The 21,893-nt window shown below is 64.4% G+C and carries 18 protein-coding genes; 10 read left to right on the forward strand and 8 right to left on the reverse strand.

Annotated elements, in window-relative coordinates:
• Nucleotides 1-3 precede the first annotated feature (3 nt).
• From Q8P38_07780 to Q8P38_07790, 3 genes are read right to left on the reverse strand one after another with little or no spacing between them, the layout of a single operon-like run.
• Complete coding sequence (locus Q8P38_07780) at nt 4-2,496, reverse strand: sugar phosphate nucleotidyltransferase (protein ID MDP4014495.1); 2,493 nt, start codon at nt 2,494-2,496, stop codon at nt 4-6.
• Nucleotides 2,496-3,092 (reverse strand): CDP-alcohol phosphatidyltransferase family protein, encoded by a 597-nt coding sequence (locus tag Q8P38_07785; protein ID MDP4014496.1) that lies wholly within the window; start codon nt 3,090-3,092, stop codon nt 2,496-2,498. Before Q8P38_07785 ends, Q8P38_07780 begins: the two co-directional genes overlap by 1 nt.
• Nucleotides 3,089-3,772, reverse strand: coding sequence for a hypothetical protein (locus Q8P38_07790; GenBank protein ID MDP4014497.1), 684 nt, complete (start codon nt 3,770-3,772; stop codon nt 3,089-3,091). The genes Q8P38_07785 and Q8P38_07790 overlap by 4 nt, the downstream gene beginning before the upstream one ends.
• Nucleotides 3,773-3,918: 146 nt before the next feature.
• On the opposite strand from Q8P38_07790, the gene Q8P38_07795 reads away from it, so the two are divergent.
• Genes Q8P38_07795 through Q8P38_07810 form a run of 4 tightly spaced genes read left to right on the forward strand, consistent with a single transcriptional unit; the run spans nt 3,919 to nt 9,369 of the window.
• Entirely contained in the window at nt 3,919-4,590 is a 672-nt protein-coding gene (locus tag Q8P38_07795; protein ID MDP4014498.1) for an ATP-binding cassette domain-containing protein, read from the forward strand.
• The gene (locus Q8P38_07800) at nt 4,587-6,416 is read left to right on the forward strand and encodes a YhgE/Pip family protein (GenBank protein ID MDP4014499.1); all 1,830 of its coding nucleotides are present in this window, start codon (nt 4,587-4,589) and stop codon (nt 6,414-6,416) included. Before Q8P38_07795 ends, Q8P38_07800 begins: the two co-directional genes overlap by 4 nt.
• A gap of 37 nt (nt 6,417-6,453) precedes the next feature.
• Nucleotides 6,454-8,307, forward strand: coding sequence for a KUP/HAK/KT family potassium transporter (locus Q8P38_07805; protein MDP4014500.1), 1,854 nt, complete (start codon nt 6,454-6,456; stop codon nt 8,305-8,307).
• A 60-nt stretch (nt 8,308-8,367) separates the two neighbouring features.
• Nucleotides 8,368-9,369 (forward strand): 2-hydroxyacid dehydrogenase, encoded by a 1,002-nt coding sequence (locus tag Q8P38_07810; GenBank protein ID MDP4014501.1) that lies wholly within the window; start codon nt 8,368-8,370, stop codon nt 9,367-9,369.
• An 11-nt stretch (nt 9,370-9,380) separates the two neighbouring features.
• On the opposite strand, the gene Q8P38_07815 is transcribed toward Q8P38_07810, so the two are convergent.
• Nucleotides 9,381-9,617 carry a hypothetical protein gene (locus Q8P38_07815; GenBank protein MDP4014502.1) on the reverse strand — a complete coding sequence of 79 codons (237 nt, stop codon included), beginning with the start codon at nt 9,615-9,617 and terminating at the stop codon, nt 9,381-9,383.
• A gap of 120 nt (nt 9,618-9,737) precedes the next feature.
• Between Q8P38_07815 and Q8P38_07820 the strand changes: the two genes are divergently transcribed.
• The 5 genes from Q8P38_07820 to Q8P38_07840 all read left to right on the forward strand — a co-directional run bounded on the left by Q8P38_07820 (nt 9,738) and on the right by Q8P38_07840 (nt 15,394).
• Nucleotides 9,738-10,886, forward strand: a complete 1,149-nt coding sequence (locus Q8P38_07820; GenBank protein MDP4014503.1) for a histidine kinase — start codon at nt 9,738-9,740, stop codon at nt 10,884-10,886.
• A complete protein-coding gene (locus Q8P38_07825) occupies nt 10,883-11,488 on the forward strand; it encodes a response regulator transcription factor (GenBank protein MDP4014504.1) in 606 nt (201 codons plus the stop codon). Before Q8P38_07820 ends, Q8P38_07825 begins: the two co-directional genes overlap by 4 nt.
• 221 nt (nt 11,489-11,709) lie before the next feature.
• Nucleotides 11,710-13,101: a DUF4173 domain-containing protein gene (locus Q8P38_07830; GenBank protein ID MDP4014505.1), complete on the forward strand. Its 1,392-nt coding sequence runs from the start codon at nt 11,710-11,712 to the stop codon at nt 13,099-13,101.
• Complete coding sequence (locus Q8P38_07835; GenBank protein MDP4014506.1) at nt 13,098-14,093, forward strand: endonuclease/exonuclease/phosphatase family protein; 996 nt, start codon at nt 13,098-13,100, stop codon at nt 14,091-14,093. The genes Q8P38_07830 and Q8P38_07835 overlap by 4 nt, the downstream gene beginning before the upstream one ends.
• A complete protein-coding gene (locus Q8P38_07840) occupies nt 14,093-15,394 on the forward strand; it encodes an alpha/beta hydrolase (GenBank protein ID MDP4014507.1) in 1,302 nt (433 codons plus the stop codon). The genes Q8P38_07835 and Q8P38_07840 overlap by 1 nt, the downstream gene beginning before the upstream one ends.
• Before the next feature lie 23 nt (nt 15,395-15,417).
• On the opposite strand, the gene Q8P38_07845 is transcribed toward Q8P38_07840, so the two are convergent.
• Together Q8P38_07845 and Q8P38_07850 are read right to left on the reverse strand one after the other, a co-directional pair.
• Entirely contained in the window at nt 15,418-16,548 is a 1,131-nt protein-coding gene (locus Q8P38_07845) for a patatin-like phospholipase family protein (GenBank protein ID MDP4014508.1), read from the reverse strand.
• A gap of 38 nt (nt 16,549-16,586) precedes the next feature.
• Nucleotides 16,587-17,672 carry a hypothetical protein gene (locus Q8P38_07850; GenBank protein ID MDP4014509.1) on the reverse strand — a complete coding sequence of 362 codons (1,086 nt, stop codon included), beginning with the start codon at nt 17,670-17,672 and terminating at the stop codon, nt 16,587-16,589.
• Between the two features lie 61 nt (nt 17,673-17,733).
• Between Q8P38_07850 and Q8P38_07855 the strand changes: the two genes are divergently transcribed.
• On the forward strand, nt 17,734-18,906 hold the full coding sequence (locus Q8P38_07855; protein MDP4014510.1) for an L-lactate dehydrogenase: 1,173 nt from the start codon (nt 17,734-17,736) through the stop codon (nt 18,904-18,906).
• A gap of 14 nt (nt 18,907-18,920) precedes the next feature.
• Here the strand turns inward: Q8P38_07855 and Q8P38_07860 are convergent, their stop codons facing one another.
• Together Q8P38_07860 and Q8P38_07865 are read right to left on the reverse strand one after the other, a co-directional pair.
• Nucleotides 18,921-20,477 (reverse strand): acetolactate synthase large subunit, encoded by a 1,557-nt coding sequence (locus Q8P38_07860; GenBank protein ID MDP4014511.1) that lies wholly within the window; start codon nt 20,475-20,477, stop codon nt 18,921-18,923.
• Nucleotides 20,474-21,868, reverse strand: coding sequence for an FAD-binding oxidoreductase (locus tag Q8P38_07865; GenBank protein ID MDP4014512.1), 1,395 nt, complete (start codon nt 21,866-21,868; stop codon nt 20,474-20,476). The genes Q8P38_07860 and Q8P38_07865 overlap by 4 nt, the downstream gene beginning before the upstream one ends.
• Nucleotides 21,869-21,893 lie beyond the last annotated feature (25 nt).

The raw sequence follows: 21,893 nt of genomic DNA on the forward strand, positions 1-21,893 counted from the left end.
AGCCTACGTCAAAGCCTGTTTGACTACGTTCACCCATTGACCCAGCAGACCCTCGGCGTCAGCTAGAGACTCACCCTCTGCCCAAAGATGAGTCACTGCTTCGGCGGAGTCTGGTCGCACAAACACCCAGCGCCTCGCGTCGTGGTCAACAAGCACTCCGCCGACTGGTTTCTGCGGCTGGGCACCAGCGTGTTCGCGGACCGTGCCCATCACTAGCGCCTTGCGAGCCCAAGGCGTGACGACATCCGCGTGGACAACGTGGGACACCGGAATGCGCGAATCGATCGTCGACAGCGTGAGCTTCGCGCGCGCGACGAGTCCGAGCACCATCACGAAGGCCGCGAACGGATCAAGATGCGGGCCCACCCCTGGCACGATGAAGCCGCCCTTGCCGTCGGCGCCGAGAATGACCTCCGAGCTCGCTACCACTCGCGACAAGTCAGACTCGTCCGCCGGGGTCCGCAGAACGGATGAGCCATGGAACCTAGCGACCTCGTCGGCCACCCGGGTGGCGATGATCGGCAGCGCGACTTTGCCCTGTCGTTCCGCCAGCGCCAGATCTGACACGATGAGCGCCGCCCGATCGTCGTCGATGACATGGCCTAGGTCGTCGACGATGCTGAGCCTCTCCCCCGATGGATCGAAGTGAACGCCGAAGGCGGATTGGGAGCTCGACACCAGCCTGGCAAGCGACTGGAGAGCTTCCCTCCTTTCGGCGGCCGACTCCGTGGGTCTGGATTCGTCCAACCTGTTGTTGACCGTGAGCACGGAGACTCCCAAGCGACCCAGCAAGGCTGGCAGTACAAGTGCCGCTGTTCCCCCGGCTGTGTCGACGACGATCCGCAGATCAGCCTCCGTGACGCCGACGACGTTCACCGACTCGAGTAGGTCGTTCGCGTAGTCCTCCGCTACTCGGTGCGGCACCCGGACATCACCGAAATCACGCGGATACGGCCGACGGAATTCGGCGCGGGTGAACGCGCGCTCGATCGCTCGCTGTTTGCCGACATCAGCTTCTGTTCCGTCCTTGCCCAGAACGAGCAAGTCAAGGCTGTCGGGCTGGCCAGGTGTTGTCCGCAGGAGGATTCCGCCAGCCGAGTTGTTGGCGGTGTCCGCACGGACAATCGGGACGGACGCAGTTCGTAGGTCTCTGACGAACAGCCCTCCGGCCGTCAGAGCTCCGATGACCGCTCGGTTGAAGGAGCGTGCCGCGCGCGAATGATCGCGGCCGACCGTGACGACCGAACCCTTGGGCAGAGTGGAGGCGAAGGCGGCCGCCAGCCGCACGGCCTTGTCAACGGTGAGCTCGACATTGACCAGTCCCGAGACGCCGTGAGGTCCGAAGAGTTGCTTGCGGCTGGTTGATTCCCACACGACCGAGTCCTGTACTACGGCGCCGGCGTCAACAGTCTTGCCCGGGTAGATCAGAACGTCCCTTGTGACTACCGACTCCTCTTCGAGCGTGCATCCGTCCGCGATGACGGCGCCCTCGTCGACACGGCACCCGCGCATCAGCTGGGAGTCGCGGCCGATGATGGCTCCGCGCAGTTCGACCCCGATGTCGATGCGGCAACCGTCGAACAGCACGGATCGCTGCACGTGGGCCGTCCGACGCACGATGGCGTTCGACTCTACGACGGTGTCGGGGCCTGCCACCGCGTCCTTCTCTATCTTGCTGAAGGGTCCGACGAAGACAGGGGCAACGAGCTTGGCCTCCGGATCGACCTCGGCTCCTTCGGCCAGCCACACTCCTGGCCGGACCTGGAATCCAGGCGGCTCAGCGCCGACGAGGCGGCCCAGTACGTCGCTTTGGACAGTTAGGTACGAAGCCAGCGAGCCGACGTCCTCCCAGTAGCCAGAGGTCACGTGCCCGGCGACTTTGGCCCCGGACCTCAGCAGATCGGGAATGACATCGCGAGCCCAGTCGGATTCGCGATCGCTGGGGATCAGGTCGAGCACGTGAGGTTCGACTAGGTAGATGCCGGTGTTTACGGTGTCGCTGAGGACTTCCCCCCACCCAGGCTTCTCCAGCAGTCTCTCGATCCGCTCGGCGTCATCGAGCAGCGCCACGCCAAACTCGCGAGGGTCCCCGCGATGGGCCAGAAGCAGCGACATGTCCGCGCCCTGCCTGTCATGGAACTCCCTGAACGCGGTCAGATCCACTCCGGTGAGCGCGTCACCGGAGATGACCAGGAATGTGCCATCGGAGAGCGCCTGGCCCGACGCCTTGACGCTGCCAGCCGTGCCTAGCGGGCGCGTCTCGTTGCTATAGCGAATGCTGACGTCGAAATCGTGGCCGTCCTCGAAGTAGTCGCGTATCTGCGCGGCGTGGTAGTAGACCGCGACAATGAGATCCGTGATCTGGTGACGCCGCAGCAGGTCGATTGTGTGAGCCATCAGTGGCCGACCGACCACCGGGAGCATCGGCTTTGGCAAAGTGGTTGTCAGCGGCCGCATCCGGACGCCTTCCCCCCCTGCCATCAGAACGGCCTTCATCAGGACATGCCAACCGGGCGGGTCCTGATCACTCGACTTGCTTGTTCCATGTACAGAACAGCGGCGTACAGGTAGAGCCCCGTGCCCCAGAGCACGGACGCCCAGCCCACGACCTTGGCGATTTCCCCAACCGTCCCACCTATCGCGCCGAGCAGAATCAGCGGGAAGGCATACAGAAGGCAGAACGTGGCGGCCTTGCCGAGGAAGTGCACTGGCAGGCCGAGGACTCCCCGCCGCTTGAGCGCAGGCAGGAGCGCGGCCAGCACTAGGTCCCTGCCGAGAAGAACCAGGACAAGCCACCACGGCACAAGACCCCGAAGGGCCAGCGCGATGAGTGTCGCCGCGATGTAGGCGCGATCCGCTACTGGATCCAGAATCTGGCCGAGTCGAGAGATCTGCCCGGTCGCCCTGGCGATCTTGCCGTCAGCCCAGTCCGTGATCCCCGAGACCGCTAGAAGCGCGAACGCCCAACCGTCCGCCTTGGGGACCAGGATCAGCCACAGCAAGACGGGGATGCCGAGCAACCGCAGGAAGCTCAGGATGTTGGGGATCGTGAAGACGCGGTCGGTCTGGACTCGCGTTTCTTGGATCTTCACTGTCCGGGTCCGTCGGTCGGTGGCGGTGGAAGATCGGGCCATCCATCGTTCGCCCGACGTCGGCGGCTGCGGTATGCGACGGTGGCGCCGCTGGCGGCCGCCGCAGCGCCCAGAACTATCGCTGCCACAGACAGAGGAAACACAGTCGACGACGTGTATCCAACGACGAAACTGGCGGAAACTCCTGTGCGGCCGTCGGGGTTCATCACCACGACCGCGGCCGATCCGCCGGTGGGCGGCACATACTCAAATGACGGGTCGGAACCGACGGCCTGTCGCGTCCAGAATGTCTCATCCCGCGGAGGCGCTGGAGTGGATGTCCCAGGCACGGGCAGCGTCTTCCACTGCCCGTTCTCCTGGCCCACAACGTCGTACCGCGCTCCCCGCAGATACTGGTCAACAGTCGACGTCTGAGCCAGACCAAGGAACAGGCGCTCACCGGACTGGCTGCGCGCTCCGATCGTCGCCTTGCCCAGGAGGTCACCCCCGGGCAGGCCTGTGGTTACGGCGACGACATTGGCGACTAGCGCGTGCGCATCTGGACCGGAGGAGATCTCCTGTGTCGCCAGCGTCACCGTGCCTGAGGTCCCAAAGGTGTAGACCCCGACACCCCCCAGCGTCACCAGGGCGGTGCCGCAGACAATCAGAACGACCGCGATGGCTAGCTTCAACGCCCGCATTGCCCGTCCTCCACCCGCCTGGCACCGTGCCAGGAACCTGGTCAGCGTACCGTGAGCCAGCGTGGTTCCATCGGCCGTTGGCGATCCTTCACGCGCGCGGCGCGGTATACCCGAAGTGGGTCCGTGACTCCTCTACAGTCGGCATCATGGACGATCCATACGCAGACGAAGAGATCGCAGCTGGGGATCCGCGGGATTCAGACGAAACGCTGCCTCCCCCGGCGCCACGCGACGTGGCCACCGTCACGACGGAGGGCCTCGGCGTTCGCAGGTTCGATCAGTGGCTCGTGCGGAACCTGTCACTGAACGTGGCACCCGGATCCGTCGTGACCGTCGAGGGACCGGCTGGGGCCGGACACAGCAAGGTGCTGCTCGCCCTGTCCGGCAGGGTGGCGCCGGACGAAGGATCCGTCTGTGTGCTCGGCGGCGCCGGAGCCGTCGGCTGGATTCCTGAGCTGGGGATGCTCGACGAACAGCTCACGGTTGCCGAGACGATGACGGAATGCGCCGGAGCGATTGGCGCCCCTGAGGACGCGATAGCCGATGCGTTGGAGCTCACGGACCTGAGGGGCTGGGAGGACGTGCTGTGCGCGTATCTGACAACGCCCCAGCGCGTGAGGCTTGGAATGGCATGGGCGCTGCTTTCGCGTCCGGTGGCGCTGGCTGTTGACGCCACCGTTGGCGGGCCCGACGACAGTCTGTTCGCGCTCGCGTTTCACATCGCCAAGAGCGGCTGCGTCGTGCTGCTCGGGACCGCGGTTCCGGACGCACCATCTGACATGACCATCAGACTTCAGCCCAGCGAGGTGACCTCATGACCGGCCCTGTCAAGAACTCGCTTGTACGTTGGAACCGGCTGACGGCCTTGAGGCTTGCCATGATCGCCGTGCTGGTCGTTCCGCTGGTCTTCGGCGGTTTGATGGTTTGGTCCCACTGGAACCCCACCGGGAACATGAACAACGTGCCCGCCGCCATTGTGAACGAGGATGTCCCGGCGACTCTGCCGGGCAAGACGCTCAACGCAGGCAGCCAACTCGCCAACACGCTTGTGTCAGAGAACCGCCTTGCCTGGACCCAGACCACGATGGAGGAAGCGCAAAAGGGTTTGGACTCGGGCGCGTACTACATCGCCTTGCTGATTCCGTCGGACTTCTCGGCGGATCTGGCCAGCATCGACACAGCCTCCCCCACGCAATCGCAGTTGCGAGTTATCACCAACGACGCCACCAACTACGTGATCGACGAGATGGCTGATCGTGTGGTCGAACGTGTGCGCGTGGAAGCTAGCGAAGAGGTGCAGTTCGACTTCATGGATGCGGTCTACACGGCCATCGAAGAAGTGCAGGCCGAAGGCGGCAAGGCCTTCGACAATTCGACCACGCTTCTTCAAGAGGCGAAGAAGTACGCCAAGCGCGCCACGAAGCTGGCCGGGCAGGCGGCGGCGGACGTCAAGATCGATGAGCAGACGGCCGCACTCATGAAGCAGATCGAAGCCGCGTCGGCGGCGATTCCTTCATCCGCGAGCCAGATGGCAACGCAGTCAGCCTCCACCGCGAAATCTGCCAGCGCGGTTCGCAAGTCCGGACAGGACGTTGACGCGCAGCTTGTGAAGATCCAGAAGGAACTCCAAAGCCAAGGACTCGCGGCCCTGGCCAAGCAGGTCGGCGACGCGAAAACCGATCTGGACAAGAACGTGCTGTCGCAGACGGATTCCATCGCGCAGGCGACTGCGAAGGAAGCCGCCCAGGCCAAGGAGATATCAACCAAGACGTCTCAGGTAGCGACGCAGGCGAAGACGGCATCGACACAGCTGGCGCAAGAGGCGAAGAACTCCAAACAGGTGTCGAAGGCAGCAAGCCTGCTGGCTGATGAGTTGACCGGGAAGTTCGTTCCGGAGGTCGAGGAGATGGATCTCGCGTTGAAGCGTGCGGCGGCGCAGATCCCTCCAGTGACGGAGGCTGAGCGGCGTGCATTCAGCCAGGTCCTGTCCCAGCCCGTCAAAGTCGAGAACGACCGTCAGAATCCAGTCGCCGCCCCCGGTGACGGATACGCCTCCAACTTCCTGCCGGTGGCGATGTTCGTAGGCGCGATCTTGCTCCTGGTGCTCGTTCTCCCGTTGAACCCCAGGTTGCTGCATCTAGGCCGAAACCCGGTCCAGACCGTCTGGAACTCCTACGCGCCGTTGCTGATCTTCGGGTCTGCCGCCGCGTTCACGATGTTCATCGGGACCGTCGCACTCGTTGGCGTGCGGGCCGCCGCCTACATACCCCTACTCCTGGTGTGCCTGGTGACGATGGCGTGTTTCGCGGCGATCGTCCAGTTCCTGAAGGCAGCCATTGGCATGGCGGGAACATACGTAGCACTACTCCTGCTTGCTCTCCAGATGGCCGCTTCGGGCAGCGTCTTCCCGATCCAGTCGCTGAACAGTCTGTTCGGGCTCCTTCACCCGATCCTGCCCATGAGCTACAGCGTCGATGGAGTGCGCAGGACGATCGCTGGCGGGCCGCTGATGCCATACGTGGCGGTGGATCTACTGGTGCTGATCGGCATCGGCGCGCTATTCCTCGCCGGTACCGTCTGGATCGCGCATCGTCGACGGATCAGGACCGAGCCAACGTTGAAACCGGAGTTGGACATAGCCTGACGGGGCTGGTCCGCGGATCGTGCCAACACCAGCCCGGGTGAGAAGCCGTGGCCCTCTGGCCGTTGCCGCCATCGGAATCGTGTTCGGGGACATCGGCACGAGCCCGCTCTACTCGGTGCAGCAGATCTTCAGCGGGGCCCACACGATAGCTCCGGATCCGCCTCGTGTACTCGGGGCCATGTCCCTGATCTTCTGGACCGTGACCTTGATCGTCTCGGTGAAATACGTACTCGTCGTCATGCGGGCTGACAATGACGGCGAAGGCGGGATCATGGCCTTGGCATCCCTGACGGTCCTGCACCCGTTCAAGACCGCCAGGCGCAGGATGGTGCTTCTCGGGCTCGGTGTTTTCGGTGCGGCGCTCTTCTACGGCGACAGCATGATCACGCCAGCGGTCTCGGTGCTTAGCGCCGTGGAGGGCCTGGCGGTGTTCGACTCGGGCCTGCAACCGGTAGTCGTGCCGCTGGCTGTAGTCGTGCTGGTCACGCTCTTCGCGGTACAGCGATTCGGCACTGCTCGGGTTGGGGCGATCTTCGGGCCGATCATGATCGTCTGGTTCGTCGTGATCGGGGCGCTCGGGGTGGTGAGCATCATTGGGACTCCCTCTGTCCTTTCGAGCATCGCCCCGTCGAACGCTGTGTCGTTGTTCGTCAACGAGCCGCTCGTGGGGTTCTTGGCGCTCAGTTCGGTCATCCTCTGCGTCACCGGGGTTGAGGCGTTGTACGCGGACATGGGTCACTTCGGTACAGGGCCCATCAGGATCTCGTGGTTTGGCTTGGTGTCTTGGGCCCTGTATCTGAATTACATGGGGCAGGGGGCTCTTCTCCTCCGGGATCCTGGCGCCGCCGCGAACCCGTTCTACGAACTCGCTCCGGATGTGCTGCAGATTCCTCTCGTGGTTCTCGCCACGGTCGCCACCGTGATCGCGTCACAGGCCGTTATTTCCGGGGCGTTCTCCATGACCGACCAAGCGATCAAGCTTGGCTTCCTTCCGCGGATGACGGTCGTGCACACGTCAGCTCAGACGCGCGGCCAGATCTTCGTCCCGTTCATCAACGGGCTGTTGCTGATCTCCATCCTGGCTCTGGTTGTGGGCTTCCGAAGCTCATCGAACCTGGCCTCCGCCTATGGCCTAGCGGTCTCAGGTACTTTCGTGATCACGACGGTGCTGATCTGCGTTGTAGCGCGGACCCGGTGGCGCGTTCCCTGGGCGCTACTCGTGCCCGTGACGGCATTCTTCCTGGCCATTGAACTCGCGTTTGTAGCTTCGAACCTCACCAAGTTCAGCCACGGCGCCTGGGTTCCGGTATTCGTGGCGATCCTGATCGCGGCTGTGCTCACGACCTGGGCGCGTGGACGGACCCTTCTGCGCGATCAGATGAACAAGTACTCGATGTCAAACGCGGAGCTTGCCGCCGCTTTTGCTGAGCCTGACACCGCGCGCACCCAGGGAACAGCGGTCTACCTGACGATGGATCAACGGCCGCCTCTGGCGCTGACCGAGCACTTCCATCTGGGAAGGACCACCAGGAATCTGACGGTGCAGGTTGCCATCGAGACTGCCCGCGTTCCCGTCGTCGCTGAGGACGCTCGGGTCGATGTGGAGATGGTGTGCCCGGGCTTCGCGCGGGTCGTGTCAAGACACGGATTCATGGAGAAGATCGACATCGGTCGGGATTTGCGGGCAGCCCAGGCCAAGGGACTTCAGGTCGAAGATCCCGTGATCTACGTCGTGCACACGTCACGAGTCGAACCCCATGGCCGACAGGGAATGGCGCTGTGGCGCAAGCACCTGTTCGCATTCATGTCGCGCAATGCGGCCGATCCGGCTTCTGCCTTCCGACTTGAGGACGAAGACGTGGTCGAGTACGCCAGCGTTGTGCCGATCTGACCCTGAACCGACGCGAATTGTCGGTCCGCTTCATTCGATGTGCTGCCCTAGGATGCTGAGATGCGGATAGCTGTCTTCGGGACAAAGCCATATGACGTCGACTCACTGACCGTCGCGAACGAGGCCTACTCCTTTGAGCTCAGGTTCATTGAGGCCAGGCTGACCTCACAAACCGCTGAGCTTGCGCGCGGGTGCGATGCGGTGTGTGTATTCGTCAACGATCACGGCAACGAGCGAGTTCTCAAGGCGCTGTCTGACGTGGGGGTCAAGTACATCGCGTTGCGCTGCGCCGGCTTCGATCGACTGAATGTCGAGGAGGCGCATCGCTTGGGATTGAAGATCGTCAGGGTGCCGTCCTATTCGCCGCACGCCATCGCCGAACACACCGTGGCGCTGCTGCTGTGCCTGGATCGCAAGATCCATCGCGCGTATAACCGCGTACGCGAAGGCAACTTCGCCCTTAACGGACTGCTTGGCTGGGATCTCTACGGCAAGACTGTCGGTCTGATCGGTACGGGCAACATCGGCTACTGGACAGCCAAGGCGTTCAAGGGGTTCGGGTGCGACGTGCTCGCGTATGACCTCTACCCAACCGACCAGGTCAGGGAACTCGGCGTCGAGTTCGTGTCGCATGAGGAGCTACTGGCCAGAAGCGACGCTGTGAGCCTGCATGTGCCTTTGCTGCCGAGCACGATTCACCTGATGGACGCCGAACGTATCGCGATGATGAAGCGTGGAGCGATTCTGGTGAACACAAGTCGCGGCGGCCTGATCAACACCCAGGCGGCAATCGATGCGCTGATGTCGGGGCAACTATCCGGCTTGGCGATCGATGTCTATGAGGGCGAGGGAGACCTGTTCTTCGAGGATCGAAGTTCGTCAGTGCACATCGATCCGAAGCTGAGCATCCTCGTCTCGCTTCCGAATGTTCTCGTGACCGCTCACCAAGCCTTCTTCACCCGCGAGGCCCTGGCGAACATCGCGGAGGTCACGATGGAGAACCTGGCCATCCTGGACCGCGGTGAGAACTGCCCGAACGAGGTACTTCCGCCCAAGCCCTGACACCCGCGGATTCAAACGCCCGGCAGATCCAAATCCGAGGCCCATCCGCGCATGCCCGACTCGTCGTGAGGATGCGGGGCGTTTGGATCACGGTTGGGATGTGACGGGTGGTGGCCCTCTTCGATGTGCGCTACCGGGTCGGACAGATCGTGTATTTCAGCGTCGTCCGCGAGAATGTCAAGACCCAGATCGAAATGCCTGAATCCTGGGTCGTCTCCCGATAGACCGGGAACACCATGCGACTTCATCAGTTGCCTCCCTTGGCTCGCCAAGTCCAGTGTCCCTCCCGCTTGGCCCGGACGGAAGCGGACGGGCGGGTCAGTTCAGCTGGCGGCGGGCGGATGGTCACCAGGACGTAGCCTTGTCAGATGCGCTGGCCGACCGTACCCCACATCGGTGAGCAGAATCTGGCCTTCGAGTGGCTGTTGGGGCGCTTGGCCATGATCGCGACTCTGGCGGTCTTCGTCAGCCGCGAGGCGCCCGGCTTCCGCCTACTGGACAATCCCTCCAAGGTCCGGCTCGGGTTGGCGATCGTGGTGTTCATCGTGACCTGGGCCTGGTTCTGGCTGAAGCTGGCGGCCGGGCCGGAGACCGCGTGGCATGCGACGGCGGTGGTGTTGATGGTGGCCTCGGCGACGGTCCTGGTGTTGGACAGGCCGATTGGATTGTTCCCCTTCTACTATGCGGTGATCGTCGCCGGAGCCGCGTTCCGGTGGCGGATCGGAGCCGCGCTCGCGGCCGGCACCCTCGCGCTGGCTACGTGTGTGTGGTGGTTCTCGGGGATGGCGGCCGCATGGTCGCTCCAGTCCGTCGCGGTGACCGCATTGCTCGGTGGGGCCGCTGTCGTGGTGCGCCGCTACGTTGGCGTGCGGCTGGAGCTTCAGCAAACCAAGGAGGAACTCCAGCGCCTCGCCGCAGCAGATGCCCGCGCGAAGCTCGGCCGCGATTTGCACGATCAGCTTGGCCAGAACTTGACGACTACGGTGATGCAAGGCGAGCTCCTCCTGATGGATCTGCCACCGGGCTGTGACGAGAATGTGGTCCAACGAGCGCAACTCCTGGTGTCGACGGCTCGCGAGGGACTCGTGCTGATGCGGGAGATGGTTACCGAACTGCGAGCCCGTGGCGCGAACGTCGAGGCCGCACTGGGAAGGCAACTGCTCGAGTCCTGCGGAATCGTCTGCTCCTTCCAGTTGCCAACCGATCCCCTGCCTGGCGAAACGGACGCCGCGTTCGGCTGGGTCCTGCGAGAGGCCGTCACCAATGTCGTGCGGCACAGTGGTGCTACCGAATGCACTGTCACGATCCGCAAGGACGGCGGCGGATGCGACCTCAGGGTCAGCGACAACGGGCGTGGAGCGGTGTCCGCCGCGCAGGGAAACGGGTTGACCCACATGCGCGAACGCCTCGAGCTCGCAGGCGGCACGCTGTCGGTTATCACGAGTACGACGGGTGGCTATGCGCTCACCGCGAGCGTGCCAGCCGCAGCGGCCGCTGGCGTTGAGGTGGCGCCTTGATATCAGTAGTAGTTGCCGAAGATCAGGCCCTGCTGCGGGGGGCTTTGTGTGAGATCCTGTCCCGAACTGACGACATCCAGGTCGTCGGCCAATGCGCGCGCGGCGACGAGGTTCCAGCGGAGGTCGTGCGGCTACGACCAGACGTAGCCGTGCTGGACATTGAGATGCCCGGCTTGGACGGGTTGGAAGTCGCCCGGCAACTCACATCCGTGGCTCCGGTGACACGTGTGCTGATGCTGACAGTTTTCGGCAAGCCTGGGTATCTGAGGCGGGCGATGAACAACGGGGCCTTGGGCTTCGTGCTCAAGGACAGCCCTCCCGATCAGTTGGTCGACGCCATACGGCGAACGGCGAATGGGGAGCGCGTGGTTGACCCGGAGCTTGCCATCACCGCGCTGCGCCGGGGCGACTCACCATTAACACCGCGAGAAACCGAAGTCCTGGCTGCCAGCCGCCGGTTCCCGGGGACAGCTGATCTGGCGCGGCATTTGCACCTGAGCGCCGGGACTGTGCGCAACACGATTTCCACCGCGATTCAGAAACTGGCCGCGACGGGGCGAGCCGATGCCGCTCGCATCGCGGATGACAACGGATGGCTGTGAGCGTGCGCTCGCAGCCCTGACATTTGTAATGGCACAACCGTGATTGATGTGTCTGGTGCTCCGGGTCGGACGCTCCTAGTTTTCGTTGCGTGACATATTCGAAGCCCGCGCCGCCGTTGGATCCCAGTACTCCACCTCAACTACTACCCCCGCCATGGCAGCCCCCGCCTCCATCTGAGACCTGGATAGCCCGCCGCTTCCGAAGTCTGCTCCCCTCAGCGGTGGCCCCGCTATCGGGGCTGCTGCTAGTCGGCGCCGTCGCGCTGGTCTTCGACCTGAGTGCGAATGGCGGCCTGGGCGGTTTCGGCTTCTTCACCTTCGTCTGCGTACTGGTCGCTGCCCTCTACGCGGGTGGGACGCGCAACGCATCGCAGGTGACCGCCCTGGCGTGCGCTGTCCTGCTATCGGCGATCTGGGTCTTCCGTGAGAGCGGCTGGATGAGACTTTCCTCGTCGCTGTTGGTCGTCGCTTGCCTGTTGGCCGCCCTGACTGTCGCACGGGATCGGCCGGTGTTCGATGTCCGGTGGGTCGACACCATGGTTGCGGCGTACGACGCGATCGTTTCCTTCCTTCTCATGCCTGCGTGGCTGATCCGGGGTTCCCGACGTGCGTGCCCTCCAGTCACGCGTCGCGGCGCGGATATCACCGTGCGACTCGTGTGTCTGGGACTTCCGCTGCTTCTCACGATCGCGGCCCTGCTCGCCTGGTCGGACGCCGCGTTCGCAAGCCTGTTCAGCATCAGCATGACCGCGGTCATGACTCACGGTGTCCTGTTCTTCATCGGGCTCGCGATTGCCGGCTGGTTCATGCGCTGCGCGGTCGTCCGTGACGCGCGTGTCCCCACCCGGGCCAGCGCGCTGAGAGCGTCCTTCGCGGAAACTGTCGCGATCCTTGGCGGGATCGCGCTGCTCCTGGGGGCGTTCGCGAGCGTCCAGATCGCCACCGCACTGGATGACAGCGGCCCTGTGGGCAAGGGGTCGGCGGCCGCCTACTCTGCCCATGCGAGATCTGGCTACTTCCAGCTGCTGGCGGTCGTCGCCATCGTCGTGATGACTCTCGTTGTGTTTGACAGGTTGGCCCAGCACGAGCACCGGTGGCAGCGGCTCACTCAGATAGCTCTCTCGCTGGCGATCGTCGGCCTGAGCATCGCTATCGCGGGTGTTGCGTTGCGTCGGCTCGCGCAGTACTCGGAGGCCTTCGGGCTGACCATGCTGCGACTCGTCGCGATCCCAGCGGCGGCTTGGATGGTGATCTTGCTCGTGCTGGTGGCGGTGTCGGTGTGCGGCGGGCGCCGGCGCAGCTGGCTGCCAGGAGTCGCCGGTATCGCACTGGTGGCGATTTGGTTGGGCTTCGCGGCGATCAATCCTCAGCAGGTCATGGTCGACTACGACTTCGCCCATGCCGACGAGGCGCGACTGGACCTGCGCTACCTCACATCGCTGTCGAGCGACGCCACACCCGCACTCGCCGCGCATGTCGCGGACCTGCCGCTGGAAGAGCAGGCGCTGGTGCGCAGGCGTATGTGCTGGCGCGGGGACCGGCCTGTCGGGCTTGCGCAGCTCAGCGTGTCTCAGATCAAGGCCCAGGAAGCCCTCGAGGCGATGTGTCCGTGACCACCGCGACTGGGTCGGCACGTGGCGGTCTGAAGATCCTGCCGTCCGGATGGCCGGGCTGGGTGGTTGGCGTTGCCGTTGCGGGGGTCGCCGACATTACCGCCTTTCGCTACCTCGGAGTCGAGACGGGGGTACTGGCCTTCGCTATCGCCTTCACGCCATTCGTGTGCTTGGCCTCGGTGCTTCTGCTGCCGCTGGCGCTGCTGTCACGATCGGTGGCGGTAGCGGCAGTCGCCGTGGCTGCGGCCGCCATTCAGCTCTGGTGGCTTGTGCCTGGCTTCGTGGGCGCCGGCGTGCCGTCGGACTCCCCCGCCACATTGACGGTCATGACGTCCAATCTGCAGGTCGGACGAGCCGACGCTGACCGGATCACCGGGCTGGTCAGCGCGAATCGCGTCGATCTGCTCGGCGTCCAGGAGATGACCGCCCCGGCCCGCGAACGGCTACGCGAAGCTGGCATCGATTCGCTGTTGCCATTCGGCCGCTTCGACAACTCCGGCAACGGGATCTGGTCCCGATATCCGATCGGGGGACCTGACGCAGGCGGCGTCGCTCTGGAATGGCCGACCCTGGGTGCTCGAGTGGAGGGCCCGCGCGGAGACTTCACCTTCGTCACCGTTCATCCGTCGGCACCGCTGACACCTGGCCACGCCAGGTGGACCGCCGACCAGCCACTGCTGCTGGCGAACCTGAACTCGACTCGCGGACCGGTAGTTGTCGCTGGCGACTTCAACGCAACTCTTGACCACCGAATCATGCGGGATCTCCAAGCCGCAGGATTCTCAGATGCTGCCGAGGCCTCGGGGGCAGGCCTGAATCCGACCTGGCCCGCGGGTCGGCGGCTGCCATTCCCAGCAGTGAGCATTGACCATGTCATCTACCGCGACATCGATCTGGCTCCGGTCAACACCTTCACTGAGACCGTCGGCGGGTCGGACCACTTGGCTGTGATCGTCCGTTTCGCTGAGGCGTCAGCTGAGGTCCGGTCGTAATGCGCAGCTGTGCCGAAGGCCTGCCAGAGCCGGAGTTGGGCTACGGTTGCGTAAGTTCACTGGCATGTCCGTTGGGAGCGACCTTGTTGGGCAGCGAGAAGAAGTCCGCGGCTGTGGACGCGTGCGCTGCCATCGCGGAAGTTTCCACAGTTGTCGAAGAGATCCACAAGATCATGATCGGCAGGACCTACAGGGCGATTGGGCTTGGCGGCGCTCTCCCCGAGCGGGGACACCGCGCCCGCGTCAGTGGCATCTACAAGGCTCTCCGGGCAGCTGTGAAGGTAGCGGGATTCGTTACCGGAACCACACTTGAAGCCACCTCGTCGCCCGACTCGAAGCCGCTGGCTGATACCCCCCGAGGTGCCGCGTTCGTGGCCGGACTGACATGCGCTTTTGGCGACTCTCTTCGTGGCGTCGGCAGTGCTCTGGCCACCGAGATGTCAGTCCGCATCGCGGGCCGGGCGATCGCGGCGGACACAGCCAGCTTGCGTAGGGCCTACCCCGTCGCCCGTCCCCGGATCGTCGTGTTCCTGCACGGATTCGGCGGCACGGAGTTCAATTGGGGCAGGCAGTTCTCATACGCGGACCACCTTCGGCGCGACCTGGACATCTCACCTGTGCAGATCCGCTATAACTCCGGAGTGCGCGTGTGCGACAGCGGATTGGACCTTGATCGTCTGCTTGATGTTCTGGTCCGCGAATGGCCAGTTGAAGTCGAGTCCATCGACATTGTCGCCCACTCGTTCGGCGGGCTAGTCGCGCGAAGCGCCTGCGCGATCGCGGAGCGGCGAGGAGCGTGCGAAGGCCAGTCGCGATGGCTGCGACTCCTGGACAACGTGTGCTATCTGGCGGTTCCAAACCACGGCGTGCCAACGGAACGCGTGGCCGCCACCGCCATCTCAACACTTGGCGCGTCCCGGGTGGGCGCGCCCATCGCCCGCCTCGCGAATCGGCGCAGTGCGGCCATCAAGGATCTGCGTCACGGGTCAATCAGCGAAGCCGACACGGCGCATGGCGACGCTAACCGACGTGAACTGCTGGACCATCAGCACTTGCCGTTGGCTGACAATGTGCGGCACCACTTCGTATGCGCGACCGCCCTGCCTCCCCACTTCGGAAAACTGTCGCACGCAGTTGGCGACTACCTCGTGCAGCCAACCAGCGCGCTCGCCAGTCGCGCCTCCGGCGCTCGCGAACCGTTCACTCCTACCAGCGTGCACCCACTCACAGGGAAGCATCACAACAACCTCCTCCAAGATGACGATGTGTTCCAGATCCTTCGGGACACGTTGGCCAGATGACGGCCGGGCCAGGGCGCTAGTCGCTACTTGTCGTGGCTCGGGGCGGCGTTCTCGGCAGCGGATTCATCGGCCTCCTCGGCCTCAGCCAGGCGCTTGGCCGCGCTTCGGGTTGCCTTTCCTACTTGATCGACCGCTATTGAGGCGACCTTGCCAGCGCCCGCGGCGGCGCCCACAGCCGCTTCGGCCGCGGCCCCCGCTGCTGCTCCGGCCGCTGACTGTACTGGGCCGACTTCCTCGGTCTCGTTCTCGGAAGGCTCGGGTGGGCGGACGCGCTTGCGCTTCGTCAAGAAGTCGGCTGGCGTTTCGCCGTAGCGGCCAGATCCCTCCAGATGCAGCGTGCTCAGCCATTCCAGCGCCAGGTCGTACGCTGCGGACGCCATCTCGTCACTATCCCCGAACTCGTCGGGTCGGGATGTAATGGGCCATGGCCCGGGCAAGTACAGGACCGTCTTGTCCGCCACCTTCTCAAGGTCCCTACGGACCTGCTGAGCCGCCATGATCGCCGCCGTGCGCATGAGTAGCCCGACATAGGTGTCATCACGCTCTGGCGCTACAACCGTGAAGCCGCAGTCAAGCACGACCATGGTTTCGGCTCCCTGCGTCGCCGCGGCGGCGATCGGAACATTGGCGACGAGTCCTCCGTCGACGAGGTTCCTGCCGTCTCGGGGAACTTGAGGGAAGACCAGCGGAATCGCGGCGCTGGCCAGGAGCGCCGAGACCAGGTCGCCGTCGTTGATCAAGACCGCATCGCCGGTGTCGAAGTCAGTGGCTATAGCTGTATGCGGCAGCGTCAGGTCAGAGAAGTCGCGGGAGGTAAGCGATTTCTCAATCAGCGCGCGGAGTCCGTCGTTGCGAGTGGCGGATGGCTGGCCGGAGACCATGCTCACCGCCATGCCGACGGTGTTGCCGAACACGTCTCCCCTCACGATGGAGGACCAGAGCTCGCTGAGCTTGGCTGGAGCTTCTTTTGGATCTTCAGCTACGAGGGCGCCGTTGAGCGCTCCTACGGAAGTGCCTACAACCAGATCTGGTTCGATGTCGGTCTCGGCCAGCGCCCTGAGGTGCCCGACTTGGACCGCGCCGTAGGACGCGCCGCCCGCCAGCACGAAGGCCACGGGCTTAGGAAGAAACCGGGCCAGTTCGATCGTTGGCATTGAACTCCATTTCGCCCGCTGTGCGAGTTTGACTGGCGTTACCCAAAGCGCAACACGGACACAGTGTTGGGGTAGATGCCGCCGAAACCAGTGTTGGTGACGAACAGCTTCCGTCCGCTCTTCCTGAACGCGACGTCCGTCGGCGCGAACCCAGTGGCACGCGTCTTCGTCTTCCCCGTACGCAGGTTCACGATCGCCACTTTCCCAGTGGTCGAATTCGCGACCGCGAGTCTGGTCTTCCACCGCTTCACCGAGAAAGCCATGCCCTGAGGGCCGAGTTCGACGTTCGTGTCTCCGAAACCAACGTCGTACTCCTTACCCTCGGACAGGTCACTGGACCGATACCGCTGAACGGTGTGCCCGCTGACACCGGTCCAGCCGTCGTTGATGCATTGCTTCGACACGTAGAGCCACTTGGACTTCGGCCCCAGCAGCAGGTCGCCAGCGAACATCCAGAGCGTCTCCTCGGTGATGTCCACCTGCTTCACGACGCGCCCCGACTCAGCTCGGATCTTCATGAGCTGGGGGTGCGCCGTGTTATCAGGCTGGATGTTCGCGGTCCACGCGAACAGGAACTTCCCATGCGGGGAGATCGTCTGGGCCGAGAATCCCTCGCTGCCAGGAACGTCGCGTACGCGACGGTTGCGAAGATTCGTCCGCTGAATCGGCCCTCCGCCGGGCGAGGCATACAAGTACTTCCCGTCGGGCGACAGCACCAGGCTTCCGCCAGAGCTCTTGTACTTGCGCACTTTGCCGGTAGTTGTGTTGATGGCCCTGACCCCGAAGTCGGAGCTCACCGAGACGAATACGGTCTTGCCGTCGGGGGTCGCGATCACGTTCTCCGCGTCCGGGAAGCCGGTATAGCGGGCGACCACCTTGTTCGACCTGATGTCGATCGCGGCTACGGAGTCGGTCCCCAGGACGGCCACATACATCCTGCCTCGCGCCCGAGCGATACCTGTTGGGCTGCCGCCGACCTTGATTTGCTTGGCCTGAGACACGCGGGCCGCCGGGTCGAAGCCCGGGTCCTGAGTTGGCGCGCTTGGCCGCGCCGTGCCCAACCCCGGCGCGAGAATCCCGATGCCGATTACGCCAGCAGCCATCCCCGCAGTTGCCCAGTTCATGCTCGCCCTCTCGATCGTCTTCACCCTGCCACAAGTGTGGCGTGTCGGTAGGTTTGTCGTCGTGCCATTTCGAGATCGGTCTATGCGACTGGCGCCCGCTTGTGTAAGCGACTACCGGGAGTTCGCGCGCCGAAGGCTCCCCCGCCAACTCTTCGACTACATCGACGGCGGTTCCTACGCCGAGACAACGATGAAGTCGAACATCGAAGACCTCGCCTCCGTCAAGCTCAGGCAACGCGTGCTTCGGGATGTCTCGCACATCCAGTTGGGCACGCGAGTCTTGGGCGACGACTTGGCGATCCCAATGGTCCTGGGCCCGGTTGGCTTGGCGGGGATGTTCGCCAAGCGAGCCGAGGTGCAGGCCGCCCGAGCAGCTGAACGATGCGGGGTGAGCTTCTGCGAGTCGACGGTTTCGATCTGCGGGATCGATGAGGTGCGAGCGGCCACGACCCGGCCGTTCTGGTTTCAGCTCTACGTGATCCGGGACCGGGGCTATGCCGAACACCTGATGCACCGCGCGCACGATGCCGGATCCCCCGTCCTGGTGCTCACCGCCGACCTATCCGTGGTCGGGGCTCGCTACAGGGATACGCGCAACGGCCTCACTGATCCGATCTGGCCACCCAAGCATGTCTTCCGTGGCATCGATCTAGGACGGCACGTTCGTTGGGTCATGAACGTGGGGCTGGGAGGCCACCCGCTCGTGTTCGGCAATCTCGAAGAAATCGTGCCTGGGGCGCACACACCAAACGCCTTCCGCGACTGGGTGGACAGCCAGTTTGACCCGAGCGTTACCTGGGCCGACTTGGATTGGGTTCGCGATCACTGGCCCGGGAAGCTGGTCATCAAGGGAATCCTTGACCCAGATGACGCGGTACAGGCAGTCGCCCATGGAGTGGATGGGATCATCGTCTCCAATCACGGCGGGCGCCAGCTCGATGCGACCCCGTCGACGATCTCCGCGTTGCCGGGCATCGTCGAAGCTGTCGGGGACAAGACCGACGTTCTCGTCGACGGCGGGATCCGCAGCGGACTGGACGTTGTCAAGGCGCTCGCGCTCGGCGCGAAGGCGTGCCTCGTCGGCCGACCGTGGGCTTGGGCGGTGGCCGCTCGCGGTGAGGCCGGTGTGGCACACATGCTTGACGTCATCAAGGCGGAGATGCAGGTAGCGATGTCGCTGACCGGTGTAACCGACGTCGCTGACCTCGACCGGAGCGTCCTGCTGAACGCCTGAGTCTGCGAGGGCCGTCAGAACATCGCGGGGACCATAGCCTCGATAAGGTGCGGACCGGGCTTGGCGAAAGCCTTTCGCATCGAGTCGGCCAGCTCCTCGCAAGTCGCTGCCCGTGTCGCCGGGACGCCGAGTCCTTGCGAAATGGCCACGAAGTCCAACGCGGGGTCTTCCAAGCTCAGCATCCTCTTGGCCCTCTCGCGCGCGGCGTGCGCGCCGACCCGGCCCAGCTCCATGTTGAGGATCGAGTAGGAGCGGTTGTTGAAGATGATCGTGGTGACGTCCAGGCCCTCGCGCGCCTGAGTCCACAGTGACTGGATCGTGTACAGGCTGCTGCCATCACCGTCGAGGCAGATCACCGGGCGGTCCGGGCACGCCACCGCCGCTCCCGTGGCGACGGGCAGGCCTTGGCCGATCGAGCCACCGGTGAGGTTCAGCCAATCGTGACGGGGTGAGCCAGCGGTGTGCATGGGGACCAGGAGTCCCGAGGTGTTCGCCTCGTCGGACACGATCGCGTTCTCTGGCAGGAGCGCGCCCAGGACTTGCGCGAACGTCTCCACAGTCAGGTCGCCTGACGGGATCTCGGGTCGCGACAGTTCGGCACAGGCAACGACCGCGTCGGCGACGCCCAGAGCTTCGGCCAACTTGGTCAGACTGGCGAACGAGTCGTCAGTATCGGCGGCAAGCGTCTGCGGCTCGCACCCGTTCGGTACCAGATAGGAAGGCTTATCCGGGTAGGCGAAGAACGACACCGGCGCCTTGGCGTCGACGAGGATGAGGTGGCTGAGCCCAGCGAGCTGAACAGACGCCATCTCGGCCAGGTAGCCGAGCCGGTCGATCGGTGGTATGCCCGCGCCGCGTTCGAGCCGGGCAGGGAAGGTCTCGGCGAGCAACTTCGCGCCGGTCGCCTGGGCGATGCGCGCTGCCGCCATAAGCCCCGGTTCGAGCAGCGATGTGCCTCCCAGGAACAGTGCAGTCGGCTCACCGCTTCGCAACGCCGCCACGGCGCGCTCGATGGTCTGGTCGCTGGCGACCGGCGGCACCGTAGCCGGGCGGGGCGCGGCTGGCACTCCGCCTTCAAGCCAGCTGACATCCGCTGGGAGGATCAACGTGGCGACCTGTCCGGGAGGGCCGAGCGACGCGGCCACGGCGTCGGCGGCGTCGGCGGCGACATCGACTGTCCGCCGCGATGTCCGCACCCACGAAGAGGCGTTGCGGGCGACGGTCTCGATGTCGGATTGAAGCTGAGCGTCGTACTTGCGGTGGTAGGTGGCGTGGTCCCCCACGATGTTCACTACGGGGGTCTTGCCCTTTCGAGCGTTGTGCAGGTTCGCTAGGCCGTTACCGAGCCCTGGCCCCAGGTGAAGAAGCGTCGCCGCGGGGCGGCCGGTCATCCTTGCGTAGCCGTCCGCCGCACCTGTGGCCACGCCTTCGAACAGCACCAGGACGCCTCGCATCTCAGGCACGTCATCGAGAGCGACGACGAAGTGCATCTCGGATGTACCCGGATTCGAGAAGCACACCTCGACGCCGGAATCGACCAGCGTCCGGATCAGAGACTGTGCACCATTCATCGCGCAACCACTTCCTCTTGGTCGAAGATCTTGCCCGCGTTGAGGATCCCCTTGGGATCGAATGCCGCCTTGACCCGACGCATCAGGGCCACCTTGGCCGGGTCTTCGAGTTCCTCGAAGTACCGCTTCTTCTCAGTTCCCAAGGCGTGCTCTCCGGAGATCGCGCCCCCGAGGTCCATGGCCGCACCGAACAGTTCCAGCAGGACCTTATGCAGGATCTCAGGGTCCTTGCAGAACACAGCCAAGTGCACGTTGCCGTCTCCGGCGTGACCACAGCCAGCGATCCACGTCTGGTTGGCAGTAGCGACTTGTTGAGCCTTCGCCAGGAACACCGGGATCGCCGCGCGCGGTACGACCGTGTCCACGATCTCATCGGCGCCGGCGGCCTTGGCGACCCAGAACGCCTTCTCCCTGGCCGAGATCAGCTTCGCCGCAGACTCGGAGGGCAGGACGTACATGTCCATGGCGCCAAGCTCATCCAGCAGGCCGCAGGTGGTCTCGACGACTTGCTCGAGCCTGTCCTCGCCTAAGTCCTCCAAGCCAACCACCAGGTACGCCGCCGCCTTCTCCTTCACCGCAGGGGGAATGCCGAGATTCAGGTCAGCGCTATGGGCCGTCGCGGCCATAGTGACCATGTCGACGTACTCAAGCAGCGCCGGGCCGATCCCGCTGGCCACGATCCTCGGCACCGCCTTGGCGACTTCGCTGACTGTCGTGAACGGCGCCAGCACTGTAGCCCCGCATCTGGGCCTGGGAACAAGCTTCAGGGTTGCCCGCGTGACGATCGCCAGAGTGCCCTCCGACCCGACGATCAGCTGAGTCAGGTCATATCCGGTGGAGTTCTTGGCGACGGGTCCGCCTGTCTCGATGACTTCGCCTGTGGCGAGCACGGCTTGCAGGCCGAGGACGTTGTGCCGTGTGACTCCGTACTTGACCGCACGCATGCCGCCAGCGTTCGTAGCTACGTTGCCGCCGAGGCTCGCCGAGTACTCCCCCGGATAGACCGCGTAGGCAAGGCCCGACGGGGCCAGAGCTTCGTCGAGCTGGCTGAGCAGTACGCCGGGCTCCACCGTGGCGACGGAGTTGTCGGCGTCGATCTCGATGATCCTGTTCATGCGTTCGAACGAGATCAGGATTCCGTCGGCTGTCGGCACGCAGGCGCCAGACAGTCCGGTCCCGGCCCCGCGCGCGGTGACAGGCACGCCGTGCTCGTTCGCTATCGACAGCACCGACCGGACGTCTCCGACCGACTCGACGCGGACAAGGGCCGCTGGTGTCACCCAGGACGCCGTGAGTGACTCATCGTGGGTGTAGTCCTCGCCGATGTCCGATCCGACACTGACCTTCCCGGCGCCAAGCGCATCAGTGAGCAGCTCCGTCAGCTCGGCCACCTGATACCTCCACGCGGAGTTCGAT

The sequence above is a fragment of the Candidatus Nanopelagicales bacterium genome, assembly GCA_030700225.1.
In the GTDB taxonomy this organism is placed as follows: Bacteria; Actinomycetota; Actinomycetes; order S36-B12.